Raw genomic sequence first — 21,790 nt, forward strand, 5'->3', positions numbered from 1 at the left:
GCTTTTGCTCTAGCCGCCTTCGCGCATCGCTTCCTCTAGACGCGTCTCGAGCACGGTCGGCTTGACCAGCACCAGGGCGCCGCGCGTTTTTTCGATGATATGTTCTTGCGCCAGCGCGGAAAGTTCGCGTGTCACCTGTTCGCGCCTGCAGCCGATTCGCGCGGCGAGGACGTGATGGAACGGCGGCGGCGTCACCACCCGCTCGGTAGGCTTGCCGGGCCTTGGATGCGCCATGCGCAGCAGTTCGGAATAGAGCCTGTGCTTCAGATCGAAGATCGAATGTTCGGCGAGGCGCGAATTGAGTTCACGGATGCGGCCGGTCAAAAGGCGGAGGATTCGCTCACATGCCGTATTTGAGGCGAAAATGACTTCGCGAAAGACATGGGCGGGCATGATGCAGAGTTCGGATTTTGTCAGCGCCGTCACATTGGCTGACCGTTTGGCTCCGTCGATCGCCGTCATCTCGCCGAAAAACTGACCGGCGCGGCTTTCGCCTAGAATAATCTCCTTTCCCGCGACGGTCCGGATCAGTACGCGGACCTCGCCGGTGACGATGAAATAGACGTCGGAGGATTCGTCCTCGTAATCGACGACGAGTTCTCCGTCATCGAAGCGCCGCCACAGACAGAGCCGGTCGAAGCGGTCGAAATCGAGATCGTCGATATCCTTGAAGAATGAGACGCGCCTGAGACTCTGCATGGCTCTCTCGGTGGAAGGCGGTGATCCCGACCCAACGCTAGACTTTGGTCCGGTTGCGGCAGGATAGTCCACACGGCGTCCGGACCGTCCGCGGACCGCGGAAATCGGCCGACCATCGTTTCGAAGTATTCAAAGCATGTTCGCCGGTCCGAAAGTCTCGTGTTTTTGGCGTCAGGCTCTTGCGAGGCGATCCGCCGCGATCCTCGCCAAGCACGATTCGACGATCATCCGGCGTAATTATTCCCGCTAAAGCGTCGATTAAGGCTGCGGCGGCGGAACTGTCAATGATTTGCCCAACATTTGCCGGCGCGCGGCAGGGGACAGTTCTGGCGCCGCTACTGGCAGAATTTCGCTTTGCCGTCAGCGCCGCGGGTTTCGAGGTCGAAATGCCAATGCGCGCTGTGAAAGGCGTCGGCGCCGGGCCCGAGCGCCGTATGGAAATAGCCGCAGGCGGCGGCGCGGGCCGCGCGGTCGAAGGCGCGCTCCGGCGCATCGGCGAGGCGGCCGACTTCGTAGAGGCGCCCGCCCGCGAAACGGAGTGCGGCGATGTCGATCGCAAGCCCCTTTGCGTGGGCGCTCAGCTTGCTGTCGGCGATGTGGTTGCGGGTCCTGCAGTCAAAGCCGGGCCCGGTTGCGATGGCGATGAGGGTCGCGTCAAAATATGCTTTGGCGAGAGGCGCCAGCAACTCGTCGACATAATCTGCGAAAGTCGCGGCGGCCGGGCAGTCGAGCGTCGGGTGATCGGGCAGATCGAGACGCCCGCCGCTCGGCAACGGCAAGGAAAGAAGCTGGACCGGCGCCGCCATCACGCAGCGGGGATCGGCCGGTGATGCTTGCTCCACGGGCTTTAGGATGACGCCGCGGGCGGCAAGGCCTGCCCGGCAATCGTCCGCCGCCGGCGGCTGATTCGTCGCTGTTGGCGGCGGAGAAGGCGTTGCGGCGGGCGCAGGCTCGCTCTCTGTGGCGGAGGGCGTTGAAGCGGCGGACGGGCGCTTTGGCGGCAGCGGCGGTCTGCCCTCGTCCGTCGCGGCCGAGGGGCCGCAGTTGGCGCCGATTGACGCGACCACCGCAAGGATCAACCGCCAGCGCTCGAAAAAGCGCCGCTTGCGTGTCTTTGCGCGCCGTTCTCGACGCGCTAGGGCGCGGCTGCCATTCAAAAGTTTCAGCAATCTTGATCCGATGGCGCGCGTCCTCCCGCGCATTGCGCAATGCGGCCGGCTGGAAAAGGTTCGCTCATCGAGGCTCTTGCCGTCGCGGCCAGCCGCGGCGGCGGAAGGATTGAAGAGGCCGGAGCGAGCCGAAGCGCGGCTTTGGCGCGAATATTGCTGATCCTGAGGGCTTGGCCCCCAAAGGCGCCGGCCCGATATCCCCGCGCTCCTTCCTTCGAAGTTCACCCATGCATGACTATGATATGATCGTCATCGGGAGCGGTCCCTCCGGGCGGCGGGCTGCGATCCAGTCAGCAAAGCTCGGCAAATCCGTGCTTGTCGTGGAAAAAGGGCGGCGCGTCGGCGGCGTTTCGGTCCATACGGGCACCATTCCGTCGAAAACGCTGCGCGAGACGGTGCTCAATCTCGCGGGCTGGCGGGAGCGCGGATTTTACGGACGGTCCTATCGCGTCAAGGAGCAGATCGGCGCCGACGATTTGATGGCGCGCATGAGCAAGACGCTCGATCATGAGGTCGAGGTGCTTGAGCATCAGTTCAGCCGCAACGCGGTCCGCACCAAGCGCGGCCATGCCCGTTTTGTCGGCCCGCACGAGGTCGAGATCAAAGGCGAGAGCGGCGAAACGCAAAATTATTCCGCCGCCCATTTCCTGATCGCTTGCGGCACGCGGCCCTTCAGACCCGATTACGTGCCCTTCAATGAGGTCAATGTCTTCGACAGCGACGAAATCGTCGATCTGAAGAAAGTGCCGCGCAGCCTCACCGTCATCGGCGCGGGGGTGATCGGCGTTGAATATGCGACGATCTTCAGCGCGCTCGACGTCGCCGTGACGTTGATCGAGCCGCGCCCGACTTTCCTCGATTTTCTCGACAAGGAGGTGATCGAGGAATTCGTGCATGATCTGCGCGACCGCAATGTCGCGCTGAGGCTTGGCTCGCCGGTGACGTCGATCGTCGTCAATGGCTCCGTCACAACGACGCTGGGCAATGGCCGCGTCGTCAAATCGGAGATGCTGCTGTTTGCCGCCGGCCGCGTCGGCGCGACCGACGTGCTCAATCTTGAGGCGGCGGGCATCGACACGGATCATCGCGGCCGCATCACTGTGACGCCCGAGACGCTGCAGACGTCCGTCCCGCATATTTACGCCGCCGGCGACGTGATCGGTTTTCCAAGTCTCGCCTCGACCTCGATGGAGCAGGGGCGCGTCGCCGCATGCCACGCTTTCGGGCTCCAGCCGTCGCCGCCGCCCGAATTCTTTCCCTATGGCATTTATTCCGTGCCGGAGATTTCGACAGTCGGCATGACCGAGGAAGAAGTGCGCAAGCGCGAAATTCCCTATGAATGCGGGATCGCTCGCTTTCGGGAGACGTCGCGCGGCCATATCATGGGGCTGAACAGCGGCATGATGAAGCTGATCTTCTCGACCAAGACGCGGCGTCTGCTTGGCGCCCATATCGTCGGAGAGGGCGCGACCGAATTGATCCACATCGGCCAGGCGGTGCTGAACCTCAAAGGCACTATCGACTACTTCATCGAAAACACCTTCAACTATCCGACGCTGGCGGAAGCCTACAAGATCGCCGGCCTCGACGCCTGGAACCGCATGGTCCGGCAATAATCTGGCGCAGCGATTATTTGAGCTTCGCCGACGCGTCGAAGTCTTCCGCCTCCTCCGCGGCGCGGATCGCGCCCATCAGCCGGGGCATATCGATCAGCGTCAGGGCGCGGCGGCCGCGCCGCACCAGACCCTCGCGCTCCATGGCGCTCAACTCCTTGGTCACGGTCTCGCGGCGGGTGCTGATGCGTCCGGCGAGATCGGCGTGGAGCGGCGGCGGCGACACGATCGCCTGTTCAGGATCGGCAGGGTTTGCCCGCGAGAGACGCAGCAGCTCCGTGATCAGCCGTTCGCGGATCGCGAGGGTGGTGAATTCATTGACGCGGTTCGACAGCATGCGGACCTGTCCGGTGATGAGGCGCAGCAGCTGCAAGCAGACGTCGGCATGCTGCGTCACCGTCTCGAGAAAGACGGCGGCGGTCATTTTGGCGATGGTCACATCGGTGACGGCAAGAATGCTGGCCGAGCGCGGCCGTCCGTCGATGGCGGAGAACTCTCCAAAATACGCGCCGCCTTCGATTTCACGCAAGATGGTCTCACGGCCCGAGATCGCCCGGATCATCACGCGGGCGCTGCCGCTGATCAGGAAAAACACGTCGGTGCTTTCATCCTGATAGTCGATGATCCAGTCCTTGGCGTGGGCGCGCCGAAAAATGCAGCGCGCGTTGAGACGGGTGATCTCGTCTGGCGTCAGCGAGCGGAAAAGCCCGACGCGCGCAAGCGTTTCAGGCGGGCGGCCGGTCGTCATGCGATCGCGGCCTTATTTTGCGGGCAGAGGAGGCTGGGTCGCCTGTCCGCTCGCCACCGGCGATTTTCCATTCGACCCCGCCCTTTGAATTAAGCGCATTCACGATTCCATGAATCGTGAATGCGCACTAGTGTCCGGCCGCAATGGAAAATCCCTTCGCCTTCCCGCCTTGAGTCTTTGGCTTGCCGGTTTTTCCGCGCTTGTCGTGCTTGTCGGCGAGCTTTGGATCCTCCTCGGCGGGTTTCTCGCGCGCTCGGGCGGCGAGGCGCTCACGCCGGTCCTTATCGCGCGGGGGGCGGCTCTCGTTCTCCTGATTTTCGCGTCAACGCTTGCGGGTTCGGCGATCGCTGCAATTCTTTGAGCGAGCGCCAGAGGCGATGCCGAAGAATTGACTTTCGAAACTCGGCCGCGCAGGTTGCGGCGGTTCAGGCCTCTTCCAGATCAAGACATTTCTTTTCGCCCCCACCTTCCAACGGAAGCGCCTCGCGGCGGCGCTCGCGGACCTCGGAGAATAGCGATGCGTCTTTCGATCGCTTGCGCGCGAATCGCCGTTCAGCTCGCAGTGGCGCTTTCGGCCGCCTCTTGTTCAAATTCCGTTTGGGCGCAAACTCCGGGGGCGACCCACGTCGGCACGATTCTGGCGGCGAGGGAGCCGGTCAACCCCGTGAAGGAATTCGTCGGCCGCGTCGAGGCGGTCGAACGCGTCAGCGTGCGCGCCCGCATCACCGGCTATCTCAAGGAAGTTCTGTTCAAGGAAGGCGACGCCGTCAAGGAAGGCGCCCCTCTCTACCGTATCGAGCCGGAGCCGTTCCAGGCCGCACTGCAGCAGGCGCAAGGCGCTCTCCTCAAGGCGCAGGGACAGGAGGCCAACGCCGCCGGCCAGCTCGATCGCGCTGAAACGCTTTTGAAGACGCAATCGGGCTCCGTCGCCGTCCGCGACCAGCGCACCGCAGAATACCAGACGACGAAGGGCGACGTGCTGGTCGCGCAAGCCAATGTACAGGCCGCCGCGATCAATCTCAGCTATACCGAGATCAAATCGCCGATCTCCGGGGTCATTGGGCGCACCAGCGTCACCAAAGGCAATGTGGTCGGTCCCGACAGCGGCGTATTGACGACCATCGTCAGCCAGGACCCGATGTATGTCGTAACCCCGGTCAGCCAGCGTGAATTCCTTCAGCTGAAAAGCGAGCAGCGCCGCGCCGGCGGCGATGTGGCCGCCAGCCTGACGGTGGCGCTGCGCTTTTCCGACGGCTCGGCCTATGCGTTTCCCGGCAAGATCAATTTCGTCGATATCTCAATCGACAAGGCCACCGACAGCGTGCTGGTGCGGGCGAGCTTTCCAAACCCGCACGGGCAATTGATCGACGGCCAATTGGTCAAATTCTCCATCACGGGCGACAAGCCGGAAGAAAAAATCCTGGTCCCGCAGTCGGCGCTGATCGCCGATCAGCAAGGCGTCTATGTTTTTGTCGTCGAGGACGGCAAGGCGGCTGTCAAACGCTTGAAACTCGGCGGCGAAAGCGGGGCGAACGCCATCGTCGATTCAGGGCTCGACGCCGGCGCCCAGGTCATCGTCGAAGGCATGGAGGTGCTGCGCCCGGGCGCGCCGGTGATCGCCTCGCCCGCCAAGATGCTCGGCCGGAGCTGAACGATGATTTCGTCGATTTTCGTCGACAGGCCGCGGTTTGCAATCGTCATCGCGCTCGTCACCATGGTCGCGGGCCTCGTCTCGCTGCTGTCGATTCCCATAGCGCAATATCCTGATATCGTGCCGCCGCAGGTCTCGGTGTCGACCTTTTACCCGGGCGGCTCGGCGGCGGTCGTTGAATCGACCATCGCGCAGCCGCTTGAAAGCCAGGTCGTCGGCGTCGACAAGGCGATCTATATGAAGAGCGTCAGCGGCAATGACGGCAGCTATTCGCTGCTCGTCTCCTTTGAGCTTGGCACAGATCCAGACATCAACACCGTCAACGTCAACAACAGGGTGCAGGTTGCGCTGTCGAAACTGCCGGAGGACGTCCAGCGGCAGGGCGTGACGGTCAAGAAGCAATCCTCGGCGCTGCTCGGCGTCATCGCGCTCTATTCCCCGAAGGGGACGCATGACGGGCTTTTCATCTCCAATTACACGACGATCAATCTCCTTGACGACATCAGGAGCACGGCCGGCGTCGGCGACGCGAAGCTTTTCGCGGCTCAGGATTATTCGATCCGGGTCTGGGTGCAGACAGACCGCCTGACCGGCCTTGGCCTCACCTCGGCCGACCTCATCGCCGCCATCAAGAGCCAGAATGTTCAAGCCGCCGTCGGACGCATCGGCGCACGCCCCATCTCCGACGATCAGCAATTGCAGCTGAACATCGAAACCAAGGGGCGTCTGTCTTCGATCGACGATTTCAACAAAATTATCATAAGGACCAACGCCGACGGTTCGGTGCTGCGACTTTCCGATGTCGCGCGGATTGAACTTGGCGCCGCCAATCTCGATCGCGACACGCGCCTCAACGGCGCTCCGGCGACGCTGATCGGCGTCTACCAGGCCCCCGGCGCCAACGCGCTTCAGACGCTCGCCGCGGTCAAGAAGCGCCTCGCCGACGCCGCCGAACGCTTTCCCGACGATCTCGCCTGGAAAGTCACCTACGATCCGACGGTGTTCGTTTCGGCGACGATCAAGGTCGTCGAGCACACGCTCATCGAGGCTTTCATCCTTGTCGTGCTCGTCGTCTTTCTCTTCCTCGGCAGCCTGCGGGCGACGCTGATCCCGACCATCGCCGTGCCGGTCAGCCTGATCGGCACATTCGTCGTCTTGAACGCCATCGGCTATTCGGCCAATACCGTCTCGCTGCTCGCCCTGATCCTGGCGATCGGCATCGTCGTCGACGACGCCATCGTCGTCGTTGAAGCGGTCGAAGCGAAAATGGAGAGCAAGCCGGAATTGACGCCGGCGCAGGCGACCAAAGAGGCGATGGCGGAGATCACCGCGCCAATTATCGCCATTACGCTGGTGCTGCTGTCGGTGTTCGTGCCGGTGGCGTTCCTGCCCGGCATCACGGGCGAGTTGTTCCGCCAGTTCGCGGTCACCGTCGCGACCGCTATGGCGCTTTCCGCGATCAATGCTCTGACGCTGTCGCCGGCGCTTTGCGCGATCCTTCTAAAACCTCATCACGGCCCGCGCCGCGGCCCGATCGGCGCAGTGATGCGCGGCATCGATCATGTGCGCGACGCCTATGGCGCGGTAGTGGCGCGGCTGGTGCGCCTGTCGATTATCGGATTGGCGATGGTCGCCGTTTCGGTCGTCGGCATCCTCGCGCTGAACAAGATCACGCCGACCGGATTTCTACCCGAAGAAGATCAGGGCGCTTTTTTCGTCGTGGTCCAATTGCCGGACGCGGCCTCGATTGGCCGCACCGGCGAGGCGGTCGGTCAAGTCGAGGAGATCTTGAAGCAGGAAAGCGCGATCTCCGATTATTCCGCGATCATCGGCCTCAATTTCATCGACAATTATTCGCAGCCCAACGCCGCCTTTGTGATCGTTTCGCTGAAGCCATTCGACGAGCGCAAGGATAAAGCGGATTCGGCTACGGGGATCATTGAACGGCTCGGCCCCAAGCTTGCTGGCGTGAGGGGAGCCAAAGCGATCCCGCTCGGCCTGCCTCCGATCATCGGTCTTGGCAGCGGCGGCGGCTTCAGCTACGTGCTGAAGGCGTTGAACAGCAGCGATCCGAAAGCGCTGGCGCGGGTACTGCGCGGCCTTCTCGTCGCCGCCAATCAGGACCCGCAGCTCTCGCGGGTGTTCAGCACGTTCTCGGCCAGCAATCCGTCAATCTATCTCGACATTGATCGCGACAAGGCCAAAATCCTCGGCGTCGAGATCAGCGATATTTTCCAGGCGTTGCAGACGTCGCTCGGCGGCTCCTACATTAACGACGTGAACCTGTTTGGGCGCACCTGGCAGGTGCAGGCGCAGGCGGAAGCGACCGACCGCAAAAGCATCGACGACATCAACCGCATCAACGTCCGCAGCAAGGACGGCAAGATGATCGCGCTACGCAGCCTCGTCGAGACGAAGATCGCCATCGGCCCGCAGGCGCTGATCCGCTACAACAACCGTCTCGCCGTGACGGTGCAGGGCGCGCCGGCGCCGGGGGTTTCATCCGGCCAGGCGCTGAACGCCATGGAGGCCGTGGCGGCCAAGGCGTTGCCCTCCGGCTACAGCGGCGAGTGGACCGACATTTCGTTTCAGGAGAAACGCGCCGAAGGCAAGATGGGCGCGATCCTCGGCTTCGCTGTGTTGTTCGCCTTCCTGTTCCTCGTGGCGCTCTATGAGAGCTTTACGATCCCCGTTCCGGTGCTGCTCTCGGTCACGATCGGCATCCTCGGCGCTTTCGCGGCGATCCTCGTCGCTCATCTGACCCTCGATCTTTATGGCCAGATCGGCATCATCGTTTTGATTGGCCTTGCCGCCAAGAACGGCATCCTCATCGTCGAATTCGCCAAGGAGCGGCGCGAGCATGGCGTTCCCCTGCTCGAGGCGGCGACGGAGGGCGCGCGGCTGCGTTTCCGGCCGGTCATGATGACGTCTTTCGCCTTCATTCTCGGCCTCGCGCCGCTGGTGTTCGGCAGCGGCGCCGCAATGCTGGCGCGGCGCAACGTCTCGACGCCGGTGTTCGGCGGCATGATCGCGGCATCCTTCATCGGCATTTTTGCCATTCCTGCGCTGTATGTCCTGTTTCAAGGGCTGCGCGAACGCATCAAGGGCGGCTTCGGCAAGAAGAGCGCCGCGCCGGCCGAAGCTGCCAAATAGCCGCCGGCATTTTCTGGCGGCAAGCAGGGGGAATGCGAAATGACCACTGACGCCGACATGAAAGCAGCGATACGGTCCGGCTATGCTGCGCGTCTTGCGGAAGACGTGCCGAAGATGCTGTCCTTTTTCACGGAGGACGCGGAATTTGCGTTTAACGTCGAGGGCCTGAACCTGACCGGCGACGGCGCGCCGGTTCGCGGCCGCAAGGCGCTGGAGGCGATTTTCACCGCTCTTGTCGCCGCCTTCAAGATTGATGATTGGACCGAAATCAGCTTGATGGCAGAGGGCGACCAAGCTGTGCTGCACTGGCGGGCGAGGGTGAAAAGCACAAAGACCGGCGCCTCAAGCCTGTTCGACGTGGTCGACCTGGTGACCTTCCGCGACGGCCTTTTCGCCTCGCTGTACCAACATACCGACACCGCGAAACTGGCGGCGATCGCGGGGCCGGGCGCGCTGTTGGCTTCGGCTTAGCCCGAGGGCCGCCGTCAACTCGCTGGCGGCGCGAGCGCGACGGCGGCCTCGCTCGTCAAATAGCGGAAGGTGAAGCTTTCCTGAAGATACAGCTGAACGGTGTCCGTCGTATGGCTGAGATAGCCGATCGCGACGTCCTGGCCGAGCGTCAGTTCGAAATCGCCGCCGCGCGTCGTCAGCACGAAGGCCCCGGCGATCGCCGGCGCCCAGAAGATCTGATCCTCGACCAACCGCTTGACGTGCTCCAGCACCGGGTAGCCGTGATCGCTGGTCTCGGCCAGCGCGGTATAGGCCTCTGCGCCGAACAGGACGGCATAAGGGCCATTGACGCCGACGAGGCGCAATTGGCTCAAGGCGTGCGCGATGGCGTCGGGGTAATCGCGGACGTCGGCCGGGAGCGTCATGATCGGATTGCTGGTTCCCTGCCGCACGCCCGTAATGGCCGCGTCCGCATAACCGTCGAAAATCGCCCTGTCTTCGGCGAAAGCGATGGTCTTTGCCGCATCCTTGGCGGGCTGCCAGTCGGAATCGTTCGCGCCGCGTTCGACGTCGTCGATGGCAGCGCGCGAGAGTTCGAAGGGGACGCGCAATTCGACCAGCGGCTTCACTTCGCGCTGGCGCGCCAGCACGCCCTCGGCCGGAGCATTTATAGTCCGAAGATGGCCCGTGCCCACGGCCGAAAGCGCGACGCCGCCGGTCTGCGGCATGTCGACGACTCGCCGGCCCGCGAGGTACCGCTTGAGCGTACGGGTCGTCTCCTCTTCGATCTGAGCCCATGCGGCGTCGGAAATTGGCGCGAGCTCGCGATGAAGATTATTCATGCCGTTTATCTCCTTTGAGGGAACCGATGGCGAGGGTCTCGTTTTTTGCCAGCGGGGCGGATTGTGCGGGCGCCGCCGGCGCGGGAGCCGCCGCCTCATCCGCCACATTTTCCAGAAATGTCGCGGAGGGGACGAAAAACAAATTGCCCGTGACCGGCCGGCTGAAGTCGAGCAGCTTGTCGTAATTGCCAGGCGGACGGCCGATGAACATATTCTCCAGCATCTGCTCGATGGTGCGCGGCGAGCGGCTGTAGCCGATGAAATAGGTGCCGAATTCGCCCTGCGCCGGGCTCCCGAACGGCATGTTGGCGCGCAGGATCTTGATCTCCTTGCCGCCCTCTTCAATGATCGTCAGCGAGGCGTGCGCCCAGCTTGGCTTGACGCTTTCATCGAGTTCGACGTCGGACAGTTTTTTGCGGCCGACGATGAGCTCCTGCATTTCCGTCGGCACCGCATTCCACGCCTTCATGTCATGCAGATATTTTTGCACGATGACATAGCTCCCGCCGGCGAAGTTTTCGTCTTCCGCTCCAATGAGGGCGGCCTCCACGGCGGCGGCGGCGGCCGGGTTTTCGGTTCCGTCGACAAAGCCGAGCAGATCGCGATCATCGAAGTAGCGAAAGCCTTGCGCCTCATCGACGGGCGAAGTGAATTTGCCGATGCGCTCCATGATCTGCGCGCCGAGTTCAAAACAAAGATCCATGCGGCTGGCGCGTATGTGAAACAGAATGTCGCCCGGGGTCGCTATGGCCGTGCGGCCCTCGGAGCGGATCTCGCGGAAGGGATGCAGCTCGAGAGGGCGGGGCGCGTCAAAAAGCGCGTCCCAGGCCTCGGAGCCAAATCCGATGATGCAGGACAGGCCGCCTTCGATATTGCGAAAGCCGACCGCGCGGATCAGTCCGGAAAGATCGCCGCAAAATGCGCGCAGCCCGGCCCGGCTCTCCTCACCGGGAGTGATCGCCACGACCATGAAGATGGCGGCCGGAGTGAGGGGGGCGACGACCGGCTGCGGAATCGGGGGCGGGGAGGTCTCACCTGACGCCGCCGCGCTCATGCCGCCAAGCTTGTCTTCCTTGAACACGAATCGCGATCTCCACGCCAGAGTTTGAAACCGCGCCGGAACGGCGGGTTTGCGCGCCGACGCCGCATAGCCGGACTAGCCCGGCGCCGCCCGCAATGAGGAAAGGGGCCGCGGACAATACGTTGGACCAGGCTCATCGCCTCGATCGCAGCCAAGTCGCATAATCATGCATCATAAAGCAAGGGTAAAGCTCTTGCCGACCCCCGCTGCGCGGAGGTAGGGGCGTTTTGCCGCCCCTCCTTGCCCGCCGGCCGTGCGGCCGCTCGCACCAGGAGCGCAATACGGCATGTGCAGGAACAACCCCGCTCCGCGTTTGACGGGCCGGTCAAATGGCCTCGACGCGATCCAGAAAGGAGGACAATTTGGCCACCCATTTTCGCGACGCCGGGATGTCGGCGCTTTCGGCCGCCTGTTGAAGGCCGGCGCCGATGTCGGTAATGGCCGGGAATCCGAATGCGCCGCCCGACCCCCTCATATTGTGCCCAAGGATCGTAACGGCCTCGAAGTCAGCGCGATCGAGGGCCTCATCCATCGCAAGGACATTCTGCCGACAATTTTTCAGATAGGCGGGGGTGCGTTGCGCTATTTTTCGATTGGCCCGGGAGGTCGTCTCCGGCGGTTCGCCATCCTTTTGCGACGCCGGCGTCGCAGTTACGGAATAGTCCTTTATCGCTTGCAGAAGCACGTTCTGCTTGATTGGTTTGGTCAAATAGGCCGTGCATCCTGACGCGAGGCAGACCTCCCGATCGCCCTTCAGGGCGGAGGCCGTTACGGCGATGATCGGCGTCGGGCGCCGGTTATTCGCCTTCTCCCACGCGCGGATGGTTCGTGTCGCGGTCAAGCCGTCCATGACCGGCATTTGCCGGTCCATCAGGACAAGGTCGTATTGGCCCGCCATAAACATCTGGCAGGCGACTGCTCCAGTCTCGGCGACGTCGATCAGGTAGGGCGTATCCTCGAGATAAGCGAGCGCGATCGTGCAATTGTCGGGCGAGTCCTCGGCGAGAAGGATTCGCAGCGGGGGCAGCGGCGCCTCCGCTCCGGCGCCGACGGGCGCGGCCGCCGGCCGGTTGGCTTCGCGCCAGACCTCAAATGGCACGGCAAAGCCGAAAACGCTCCCCTTCCCGACTTCGCTTTCAACCCAGACGCGCCCGCCCATCAACTCGATGAGCCGCTTTGAAATCGTGAGACCCAGCCCCGATCCTCCAAACCGGCGCGTGGTGGATGAATCGGCCTGAGTGAAGCTGTCAAACACATGACCCAGTTTCGCGCGCGGAATGCCAATGCCGGTGTCCGAGACGGTGAACCGCAAGGCGGTCGGAACCGAGCAGTCTCCATCCAGCTCGACCTTCAAGGACACCTCTCCTGCCGGCGTGAACTTGATGGCGTTGCCAAGCAGATTGAGGAGCACTTGCCGCAAGCGCGTCGGGTCGCCGACGAGGCTATTGGCGACCCCCGGCGCGATTTCGCACAACAGAGTTAGCGCTTTTTCGTGGGCCCGGGGCGCCACCATCTCGATTATCTTCTCGAGATGGTCGCTCAACGAAAAGCCGGTTCGTTCAAGGTCGAGCTGAGAGGCCTCGACCTTGGAGAGGTCGAGTATGTCATTGATGAGGTTCAGCAGATTGTCGCCGGAACGGCGGAAGATCTGCACGTATTTGTCTTGTTCAGGAGAGAGGGTGGTCTTTGCGAGCAGGTCCGCGATCCCCATGATCGCATTCATGGGCGTTCGGATCTCATGGCTCATGCTGGCAAGAAACTCCGATTTGGCCCTGCTCGCGCTTTCTGCGTCGGCCTTGGCCTGCTGCAGCTCCACCTCCACACGTTTGCGTTCCGTGACGTCGCGAGCCGCGGCGAAGACCCCCTGCAGCGTGCGGCTCCGGTCGTAAAAGGTCGTGGCGTTATAGGACACGACGGTCTGCTTGCCATCGCGGGCGCGCGCCGTGAGCTCATAGTCGGTCACTGAATTTTCACTCAGCACGCGTTGGATTCCCGCTTCCGCCCGCTTCGGATCGGTGAAGCAGTCCTTGAACGGCGCCCCGATCAGCTCGTCCCGGGTGCGGCCGGTGAGAGCCTCGGTCTGCTTGTTGACGTCGGTGATGACGCCGGCGGGGTCGATCGTCATCAGGGCGTCGATGTTCGATTCGATCAACGAGCGGGTATAGAATTGCTGATCGCGCAAACGCTGATCGGACTTCTTTTGCTCTTCCTCGACCAATTTGCGCGCGGTGTTGTCCGTGCCGATCAACAGATATCCGATGATCGCGCCCTGCGCGTCGCGCAGCGCCGTGACTGACACAACCGCCGGAAAGCGCGTTCCATCCTTGCGGATATAGGTCAGCTCGTAAATGTCCTCGATTCCACGCGAGGCCTTGAATACCAGGGCCTCAAATCCCGGTTCGATCGCGGTCGCGAGCTCGACGCTCAAGGCCAGAGCGCGCGCGATGAGCTCCTGCGGATCAGAGATGTCGGCCGGCGTAATTCTGTTCATCACTTCGGCGGCCGCGTAGCCGAGCATGCGTTCAGCGCCAACATTGAAGATCTGGATCACGCCGCGGGCGTCCGTCGCGATGCTGGAAAAATTGGCGCTGTTGAAGATCGCGCTCTGTAGGGCGCCTGCCTTGAGCAGCGCCTCTTCGGCCTCCTTACGGGCGGTATTGTCGGTGCCGATGAGAAGGTATCCGATGACGGCGCCCTGCGCGTCGCGCAGCGCCGTGACGGATACGACCGCAGGAAAGCGGCTGCCATCCTTGCGGATATAAGTCAGCTCATAAATGTCCTCGATCCCACGGGAGGCCTTGAACACCAGGGCCTCGAAGCCCGGCGTGATGGAGGTCGCAAGCTCTGCGCTCAAGGCCTCGGCGCGCGCGATCAACTCCAGAGGATCGGAGATGTCGGCCGGGGTGATCTTGTTCATCACTTCAGCGGCGGCATAGCCCAGCATCCGCTCGGCGCCGACGTTAAAGATCTGAATCACGCCTTTGGCGTCGGTGGCTATGCTGGAAAAATTTGCGCTGTTGAAGATCGCGCTCTGCAAGGCGCCCGTCTTGACAATCGACTCCTCCGTCTCGTGACGCGCCGCCTTGTCGGGAGACTGGGGGAGCAGTTTCTTCGTGTGCTTATCCGCCGGAAAATCTGGGCATCTGGCTTTTTAATATTTCAACCAATCAGGATCCCACACTTTATCATTCGGAATCGGTCACGAAGGAAATCAGTGAAAAAGCTCCCCGATCGAATGTTCGAGTTGAGCGGGAGAATAGGGCTTCTGAATGAATTGGCCGCCGCCAACGAACAATTCCGTCATCTCGGCGGACAGGCTGCTGCCCGACGTGTAGAGCACTCGCAATCCGGGCTGAAGCCTGATCGCCTGATTGGCGACGTCGTATCCGCCGAACGTCAAGGTCTTGAGGCGAATATCGACAAAGAGCGCGTCGATTTGCTTGGTCCCCGACAGGTGCAATAGCGCGCTGGCGAGGTCGCTGGCGAGGAGGATCGTGTGGCCCAGATCCTCCATCGTCCACTCGGCGCTCTGGCGAATGAACATCTCATCCTCGACGATGAGAATGATGGCCATCAGAGCGTCAGCGGCTGAGAATTAGGCACTTAGCAAAGCCCCTTTGCGCCGCTTCTTTACTTCTGGCGCCTAACGTAATCCCCGTTGGCGGGGATAGTTCCCTGAGGGTCAGATCTTTCTCTCGTCGAATAGCGCCTTCTGCGTTTCTTTCTTTTGATTCGACCTGCACCTTCCTTCGGCCTGACGCCCTAAACGCCCCGACGACGCCAGGATGGGGGAAATCTTTGGCAAGGAGGCGGCGAACCGGGCGCCGCGCTGCGTCGCTGAACTCAATGACCGACCTTATCGACGAGATGATCTTGTTGCATGTTATTCTATGCGCGAGGCGGTCGCAGCCCATCCATCAAAATGTCGATCAGCCGCCTTGCGCTGGCCTCCCAGCCCGGAGCGGCGTTGCCATAAGTAAATCCCACGAGCGCGCGCAGAAGGTCATTCGGGTCGACGCCGGCGCGTATGTCGCCGCTGTCGCGCGCCCGTTCCACCAGCAATGACATCGCCGCCGTGATCCGTGCGCCCGAGGACGCGTAAAGCTCTGTTGCGCCGCCGATAATCGACCCGAGCGCCGGCGCGATCACCTTTTTGGCGGCGATATAATCGACGAACAGCCGCATCCATTCACGGAGCGCCTCGCCAGGAGACAGCGACTGGAGGAGGCTCGCCGCCGAGTCGGCCAATTGCTGCACTTCGCGGCGGTACACCGCCTCGACAATTGCGTCGCGGTTCGGAAAGTGCCGGTACAGCGTGCCGATCCCGACGCCGGCGCGGCGTGCGATCTCCTCGAGGCCGACACCCACGCCAACATCGGCGAAAGCCGCCTTCGCCATTTCCACCAGCAGCTCGCGGTTCCGCTTTGCGTCCGCGCGCGGCTTCCGCGCGGAGCCCGAGGCCGGCGCCGGCTTATCTTTGGTTATCCGAGGGCCCGGCCCCGTGGGGTCGACGCTCACAATGATGTGCTCTTGATATACGGAGGATACCTCCGTATATAAGCCGGAGGCACCCTCCGTTTACTCGTTCTTCGGAATTTTGGCAATCTTCAATCCTTGCCTCGAAGCGGACGACCCTGAATTGACCCCAAACATCGGAAAATACCATGGCCAAGATATTTGGAGCGACGTCCACGACGGACGACGTGCTTGAAGGCGTAGACCTGAGCGGCAAGCGCATTCTGGTGACGGGAGTTTCGGCTGGGCTCGGCGTCGAGACCGCCCGTACATTGGCCGCCCATGGCGCCTTGGTGGTCGGCGCCGCGCGCGACCTGAGCAAAGCCAAGGCGGCAACCGAGCAAGTTCGCGCTGAGGCGGCCAAAGGCGGCGGATTGGAGCTGGTTGAGCTCGACCTGGCGTCCCTCGCCAGCGTGCGCGCCTGCGCCGACGCCCTGGTGTTGAGCGGCAAGCCGTTCGACCTCGTCATCGCCAATGCGGGCGTCATGGCCTGCCCGAAGAGCCAGACAGCAGACGGCTTCGAAACCCAGTTCGGCGCAAATCATCTCGGCCACTTCGTATTGGTCAACCGCATCGCCTCGCTGCTGAAGCCAGGCGCGCGCCTCGTCAATCTGTCCTCGGCGGGCCACCGCTTCTCCGACGTCAACCTCGAGGATCCGAACTTCGAACGCACGCCTTATACGGAGTTCGGCGCTTATGGCCGCTCCAAAACGGCCAACATCCTGTTCGCCGTCGAGTTCGATCGGCGCCACAAGGCGAACGGCGTGCGAGCCACAGCCGTTCATCCCGGCGGCATCCGGACCGAGCTTGGCCGCCATATGAGTCCTGAGTCCATGCAGAACCTTGTCGATCAGATCAATGCGGCGAATGCGGCTTCGGGTAACCCGTCCTTCACTTGGAAGACCATCCCGCAGGGTGCGGCGACCACGGTCTGGAGCGGCGTGGTTGCGTCCGGCGACGAGGTCGGCGGCCTCTATTGCGAAGACTGCCACGTGGCGGAGCCGGTGGAGAGCGAGGACATCCGCGGCGGCGTGCGCGCTTACGCCCTCGACCCTGAGCACGCCAAGGCGCTCTGGGCCAAAAGCGAGCAGATGGTCGGCGAGCGCTTCTGAAGGCCGAGATCGCGCCGATGGTTCGGGCCGGATCTCCCGGCGATCCGATGTGTGCGACGGCGGGCGCTCAGGCGCGGACCGTCGTTGGCTTTATCTCCAAAGGCGACGTTTTGAGCGTCGATCCGGGATCAAACCGCCTCTAATTCCGATCTCTCCGCGATCATATGACCGCCAGTCAATGATCGCGGATCCAGCCTGTCCTGCTGAGGCTTTTCCCTTCGCGCGCGCCGTTCGGCTGGACCGGAGCGCCTCCATCTTTCAGCCACAGCGCGAGAAGAACGACAAATCCTGCCGCGGCGGCGCCAAATCCAAGCCAAAGCCGCCCCTCCCGACGCAAATCGAGCGGGGGACGCTTCGCGCGCGCGGCCAGGGCCAGCGCCGGGCGCTCCAGTTCATTCCACAGCTGGATCGCCTCTCGAAGCGCCGTCCGATGGCGAGGATCCGCTTGCATCCAAAGCGCCAGTTTCGCCTTTTGCGACTCGCCGAGCGAACCGCCGGCGCAGCGCGCGAGCCAAAGCGCCGCCGCGTCTCGCTGTCTGTCGTTCGGCGCCTTCTCGTCTTGCGATGGCACTTCGTCACCTTGGCCGTCGTGGCGCGCTAGGGTGGCGCCGGGGGCAAAACTTATATCCATTCTAATAAACGGATCAGGCGCCAAAAACCGCACATCGCCATACGAATTCGACGGCCTGCGCAATTCAACGGGGGGCGAGATAATCCTCCAGGCGATTCTGGCAATGACGCAAGGCCCGCGCCAGCTGCTTCTCCACCGCGCTGACGCTGATTCCGAACTGCCGCGCGATTTCCATATTCGATGCGCCATAAACCCGATGCATCAAAAAAATCTGCCGGGCGCGCGGCGTCAACTCCTCGAGGGCGCGATCAAGCGTTGCGATCGCTTGCCGGGATTCGAGCGCGGCGTCCGCCGAAGGCAAGGCCGGCATAATCTGCTCCGGCGCCACGCTCGCAAGCAAACGCGTTCGCCGCGCTGTCATGAGGCCGCGGTCGATCGCAGCGTTGCGGGCGGCGGCAAAAAGCACCCGCGTGTCGGCGTCCTGCGAACCCTTGGTGCCGGAGGCAAGGACATTGGCGAAGACGTCCTGCACGATATCGGCCGCCGCATCGCGATCGCGAATGCGCTGGACGACAATCGCCTCCAGCCTTGCCCTGTGCCGGGCAAAGAGCCTGCCGATTGCATCGGGCCACGTGCTCATCGGGACGCGACGTCGTGCGTCCGCGCAGAGCGTTCTGTAGAGTAATCGCTGGATCGCGGCATTGAGCCAAGTCAAGGTGAATGTCTGTCTTCAGGTTACTTTTCCCGGCGTCAAGAGCAATCAAAATGATTTATACTTAGTCTAAGTTTAAGTCTTATATTGAAGTATGGCTCTGTTTCCGGAGGCCCGACGGTTCCGGGACGGCGACGGCGTTGTTTTGCCGCGGCTGGGCTGCGCCCGCGGTCGCGGTCTTTTTTCTTCGCGCGTTGCGCTTTTGCAGCCATATGACGACGCCGGTGACGGCGAGAGCCGCAACGGCGAGCCCCATCGCGGAAATGAGCACGCGGCCGAAAAAGCCGGCGATCCGCCCCGAATGCAGTGGAAACTGAAGCTGCATGAAAAGATCGCCGGCTGTGCCGCGCCAGGGCAAACGGTCGCCAAGAACGCGTCCATCTTCGCTATCAAGGAAGAGTTCGGCGGGGCCGACGCCCGCAGCCCCGTGATCGCCTCCGGGGCTAAAAAAATAGACGCTGTAGACTCCATGTTGCTGGTGATAACCGACGGCGCCAGCAGGCTCCTCCCAACCCCGGCGCTCGGCTTCCGCCTCAGCGCGCGAGACGATCCCCGTGAGGCCGAGCCGGGGCATGATCGGCTGGTTGATCGGGCGCTCCTCGCGAATATCGAGCGGCGATGGGGTCACGCTGGAAAAGAAATTGACGACCGGCTCCGCGACCTCCTTGGAAAGATTGAGTGAAGCGCCCGTCAGCGCCAACAGGAAAAGAAGCGCCCAAAGCCACAATCCAGACGCGCGGTGAATGTCGAAGTTGAGACGATAAGGCGCGCTCGGCCATTTGATCCGCCAGGCTTTCTCCCAGCGGCGGATCCAGGCGGCGCTCGCGGAGGCGTCGCGTCCGCGAGCCCCTGGCGGCAGGGTCAGAAAGAGGCCAAAAAAACAGTCGGTCATCCAGAGCAGCGCGATGGCGCCCATCAGCATCTCGCCCCAGCGGTCGAAGTTCAAAAACGGGGGCGCGCATAGGCTGTAGTGGAGCTTGTACAGAAAGGGCACAAGATGGCGCCGATCGATCCCGATCTCGCCCCATTCGCGCCGCCCCAAAATCTCTCCGGGGATCGGCTCGATGAAAACCTGGTCGTAGCCAAGATCGTAGAGCCGCCCGGTTGAGGGATCGACTCGCGCGTCGACCAACATTGACAAGGCTTCGCCCGGTTTGGCGTGGAGCGGCAGATAGGTGACAAGCGCGCGCGGATCGTCCGCCTCGACGCGCCGGGCAAGTTCAAAGGCGGGTAGCGGCGCGCCTTCACTGGCCCGCCAGAGATCCGGGTTCAGCCACTCGTCAAGCTCATGATCCCAGGAAATCACGGCGCCCGTCAGCCCCGCGATGACCAAAAAGCCCGCCATTGTGAGGCCGGCCCAGCGATGAAGCGCGACGACCGCGGGCCGAAGGGCGAATTTTTTGTGTCGCCAAAACGCGACGTTGCGCGCCCGCGTACCCAGGCGCAGGAGACCGGCCTCGCCAAGCGAGACGCGCAGCGCGGCCGCGCGCCAGGACCAATCATTGAGACGCGCCCTTGCTCTTTCGACAACGCTCTCGCACCATGCCGCCTCCAAAGCCAATTTGACGCAGGCCAATGTCCGGCTTTGCGCCGCCGCGATCAGTCTGTTTAATCGCGCGGCGGCGAACTGCGACCAGCGAGTCAACAGGGCGCAAGCGGCGCGAAAGCGTAGGCCCAGTTGTTCCCGCGAGGCTATTCTCGCCGCTTGCTTGCTCCCCCACACAAACAAGCGTTCGGTCAGCGCAGCAAGCCGCCGGGCGGCAACGGCTGTCCACCGCGTGAACAGCGCGCGAAGCTGTTGGCCACGGGCAAGGCGCCATTCGGGACGGGACGCATTCCTGGCCAGCGCCGCCGCGCGCCGCCGGCCGGAAGCAACGACGGACGACGCCCGCGAATAAAGCGCCTGGCTCCGGCAATGCAGCCAAAGGAAAGCTTGTTGGACAGGCGGATGGTTTTTCGCCGAATGCAGCGCCTTGACTGATCGCACGAGCGCGTTCTTGCAAAGCTCTCTCGCGCGCCGAAACTTAGCGTTGTGCAATCCGGGCGCCTTTCGTGATTCCGGGACTCGGAAGACCGACCAGAGCTGTCAGCCCGCGATCGATACGGCTCCGCCAGCCGATTTTACATAGACATCGTCGCCTGTCGACCAGCGCATGACGGACGGCGGCAGCGACAGATCGAAATGAGGCTTGCAGAGAAGCGCATTGACGATGACGGCGCTGCGCCAGGCAGTCAGACTAAGCTGTGGCTCGGCGACTCCGTAGCTTGACCTTCCCGCATTCAGCGCAAAGATGTGATGACGCCGCGGCCCATCCCACTTCACCGAGAAATCGTCGCCGAGAATAAAATTGCCGTGGCGGTCGAAGCTGATCCGATCCTTGAGGGGCGCCAAAAACTCTGGAAATTTGAATGTGTATCCTGTGGCGAGAATGATTGTCCTGGCCGTGATGACTTCAATGCCGCCATCGAATCCGTTGCGCATGACAAGCTTGAATTCCTTGCCCTGCCGATCGACTTCGATCACGTCGCGATGCGGCAGAAGGCCGATATCGACATCGCTGTCCTCCAGATATTTCATCGCGTATATGCGCCGGTAGAGCGCCCGCAAGGTCGAAGCCGATGCGCCGTCGGCGGCGAGCTTTTGCGAGGCGACGAGAGCATGGCGTCGGTCCTCGCCTAGGCGACGGAAACTGTCCACATATTCGGGCGTGAACAGCTCGTTGGTGAATGGCGTTGCGTCGAGGGGCTCGAAATTGGGCCGTCTGCTCACCCATTTGATCTCGGCTGGCGTATGTCGGCCTTCGGATAATAGATGAAGCATGATTTCGGCGCCGCTCTGGCCTCCGCCGATCACCACGATGCGCTCGCCGGTCATGCCGTCGAGATGGCGCCTGGTCTTTGACGAATGAAAGCAGTCTTCGCCGAGCTGCGCATCCGCCCATGGCGGCAGGAAAGGCGACAGGCCGATGCCCAGCGCAATGTGGCGGGCGCTGCAAGACGCGTCGTCAAACCGCAACTTGAACGCCGATCGATCGAATGAGATTTCCCTGACAGGCGTGTTGAATTGCAGGTTGGGCAATCCATTCGCCGCCCATTCAAGATAATTCGCGAATTCCCTTCGCGGCGTCGCCTCGAATTCGGCGTTGAGGAATTTGAGAAAGCGCTTCTGGGCGACAAGATAGGCGAGGAACGACCAGGGGCTTGTCGGATGGGTCGCCGTGACGAGATCCTTGAGGAAGGACGTTTGCAAATCGGCGTTTGGCAACATCAAGCCTGGATGCCAATCGAGCCTGTCGCGCTGCTCGAAAAAGCGGACGCCGAGCTCGGGGATGGAATCAAGATGAGCGGCCAAACTCAGATTGAAGGGACCAACCCCGATGCCGGCAAGATCTAGCGTCTGTTCCGTCGTCACAACTTAAGCTCCATCGTTTGGTCAACATGCATTGAGGCCGAGGCGGGCGCCGCGCTGAATTT

At 62.5% G+C, this 21,790-nt stretch carries 18 protein-coding genes; 6 read left to right on the forward strand and 12 right to left on the reverse strand.

Annotated features, from left to right (window positions below; translation table 11 throughout):
- Positions 1-9 precede the first annotated feature (9 nt).
- Together CR492_RS00800 and CR492_RS00805 are read right to left on the reverse strand one after the other, a co-directional pair.
- Positions 10-699, reverse strand: a complete 690-nt coding sequence (locus tag CR492_RS00800; RefSeq protein WP_102841816.1) for a Crp/Fnr family transcriptional regulator — start codon at positions 697-699, stop codon at positions 10-12.
- A 335-nt stretch (positions 700-1,034) separates the two neighbouring features.
- A complete protein-coding gene (locus tag CR492_RS00805) occupies positions 1,035-1,901 on the reverse strand; it encodes an extensin family protein (protein WP_102841817.1) in 867 nt (288 codons plus the stop codon).
- 194 nt (positions 1,902-2,095) lie between these two features.
- On the opposite strand from CR492_RS00805, the gene sthA reads away from it, so the two are divergent.
- Positions 2,096-3,484, forward strand: coding sequence for a Si-specific NAD(P)(+) transhydrogenase (gene sthA / locus CR492_RS00810; protein WP_102841818.1), 1,389 nt, complete (start codon positions 2,096-2,098; stop codon positions 3,482-3,484).
- A gap of 13 nt (positions 3,485-3,497) precedes the next feature.
- On the opposite strand, the gene CR492_RS00815 is transcribed toward sthA, so the two are convergent.
- Positions 3,498-4,229 carry a Crp/Fnr family transcriptional regulator gene (locus CR492_RS00815; RefSeq protein WP_102841819.1) on the reverse strand — a complete coding sequence of 244 codons (732 nt, stop codon included), beginning with the start codon at positions 4,227-4,229 and terminating at the stop codon, positions 3,498-3,500.
- A gap of 109 nt (positions 4,230-4,338) precedes the next feature.
- Between CR492_RS00815 and CR492_RS00820 the strand changes: the two genes are divergently transcribed.
- The 4 genes from CR492_RS00820 (at position 4,339) to CR492_RS00835 (ending at position 9,504) form a co-directional block, all read left to right on the forward strand.
- On the forward strand, positions 4,339-4,590 hold the full coding sequence (locus CR492_RS00820; protein ID WP_146030127.1) for a hypothetical protein: 252 nt from the start codon (positions 4,339-4,341) through the stop codon (positions 4,588-4,590).
- A 156-nt stretch (positions 4,591-4,746) separates the two neighbouring features.
- Positions 4,747-5,880, forward strand: coding sequence for an efflux RND transporter periplasmic adaptor subunit (locus CR492_RS00825; protein WP_102841821.1), 1,134 nt, complete (start codon positions 4,747-4,749; stop codon positions 5,878-5,880).
- 3 nt (positions 5,881-5,883) lie between these two features.
- Positions 5,884-9,033, forward strand: a complete 3,150-nt coding sequence (locus CR492_RS00830; RefSeq protein ID WP_102841822.1) for an efflux RND transporter permease subunit — start codon at positions 5,884-5,886, stop codon at positions 9,031-9,033.
- A gap of 39 nt (positions 9,034-9,072) precedes the next feature.
- Entirely contained in the window at positions 9,073-9,504 is a 432-nt protein-coding gene (locus CR492_RS00835; RefSeq protein ID WP_102841823.1) for a nuclear transport factor 2 family protein, read from the forward strand.
- A 14-nt stretch (positions 9,505-9,518) separates the two neighbouring features.
- Here CR492_RS00835 and CR492_RS00840 read toward each other — a convergent pair whose 3' ends face one another.
- The 5 genes from CR492_RS00840 to CR492_RS00860 all read right to left on the reverse strand — a co-directional run bounded on the left by CR492_RS00840 (position 9,519) and on the right by CR492_RS00860 (position 15,804).
- The gene (locus CR492_RS00840; protein WP_102841824.1) at positions 9,519-10,325 is read right to left on the reverse strand and encodes a family 1 encapsulin nanocompartment shell protein; all 807 of its coding nucleotides are present in this window, start codon (positions 10,323-10,325) and stop codon (positions 9,519-9,521) included.
- The gene (locus CR492_RS00845) at positions 10,318-11,406 is read right to left on the reverse strand and encodes a Dyp-type peroxidase (protein ID WP_245411914.1); all 1,089 of its coding nucleotides are present in this window, start codon (positions 11,404-11,406) and stop codon (positions 10,318-10,320) included. The genes CR492_RS00840 and CR492_RS00845 overlap by 8 nt, the downstream gene beginning before the upstream one ends.
- Before the next feature lie 325 nt (positions 11,407-11,731).
- Complete coding sequence (locus CR492_RS00850) at positions 11,732-14,443, reverse strand: PAS domain-containing hybrid sensor histidine kinase/response regulator (RefSeq protein ID WP_210200225.1); 2,712 nt, start codon at positions 14,441-14,443, stop codon at positions 11,732-11,734.
- 174 nt (positions 14,444-14,617) lie between these two features.
- Positions 14,618-14,980, reverse strand: coding sequence for a response regulator (locus CR492_RS00855; RefSeq protein ID WP_102841826.1), 363 nt, complete (start codon positions 14,978-14,980; stop codon positions 14,618-14,620).
- A gap of 314 nt (positions 14,981-15,294) precedes the next feature.
- A complete protein-coding gene (locus tag CR492_RS00860) occupies positions 15,295-15,804 on the reverse strand; it encodes a TetR/AcrR family transcriptional regulator (protein WP_245411915.1) in 510 nt (169 codons plus the stop codon).
- 266 nt (positions 15,805-16,070) lie between these two features.
- On the opposite strand from CR492_RS00860, the gene CR492_RS00865 reads away from it, so the two are divergent.
- Positions 16,071-17,033, forward strand: coding sequence for an SDR family NAD(P)-dependent oxidoreductase (locus CR492_RS00865; RefSeq protein WP_102841827.1), 963 nt, complete (start codon positions 16,071-16,073; stop codon positions 17,031-17,033).
- Between the two features lie 175 nt (positions 17,034-17,208).
- On the opposite strand, the gene CR492_RS21315 is transcribed toward CR492_RS00865, so the two are convergent.
- From CR492_RS21315 to CR492_RS00885, 4 genes are all read right to left on the reverse strand, one after another.
- Positions 17,209-17,664: a FecR/PupR family sigma factor regulator gene (locus tag CR492_RS21315; protein WP_280951504.1), complete on the reverse strand. Its 456-nt coding sequence runs from the start codon at positions 17,662-17,664 to the stop codon at positions 17,209-17,211.
- 64 nt (positions 17,665-17,728) lie between these two features.
- Positions 17,729-18,244 (reverse strand): RNA polymerase sigma factor, encoded by a 516-nt coding sequence (locus CR492_RS00875; protein ID WP_102841829.1) that lies wholly within the window; start codon positions 18,242-18,244, stop codon positions 17,729-17,731.
- Positions 18,245-18,398: 154 nt separating this feature from the next.
- On the reverse strand, positions 18,399-19,961 hold the full coding sequence (locus CR492_RS00880; RefSeq protein ID WP_280951505.1) for a PepSY-associated TM helix domain-containing protein: 1,563 nt from the start codon (positions 19,959-19,961) through the stop codon (positions 18,399-18,401).
- A gap of 441 nt (positions 19,962-20,402) precedes the next feature.
- Positions 20,403-21,728: a lysine N(6)-hydroxylase/L-ornithine N(5)-oxygenase family protein gene (locus CR492_RS00885; protein ID WP_102841830.1), complete on the reverse strand. Its 1,326-nt coding sequence runs from the start codon at positions 21,726-21,728 to the stop codon at positions 20,403-20,405.
- Between the last annotated feature and the right edge of the window lie 62 nt (positions 21,729-21,790).

It is taken from the genome of Methylocella silvestris, assembly GCF_002891535.1.
GTDB lineage: Bacteria > Pseudomonadota > Alphaproteobacteria > Rhizobiales > Beijerinckiaceae > Methylocapsa > Methylocapsa silvestris_A.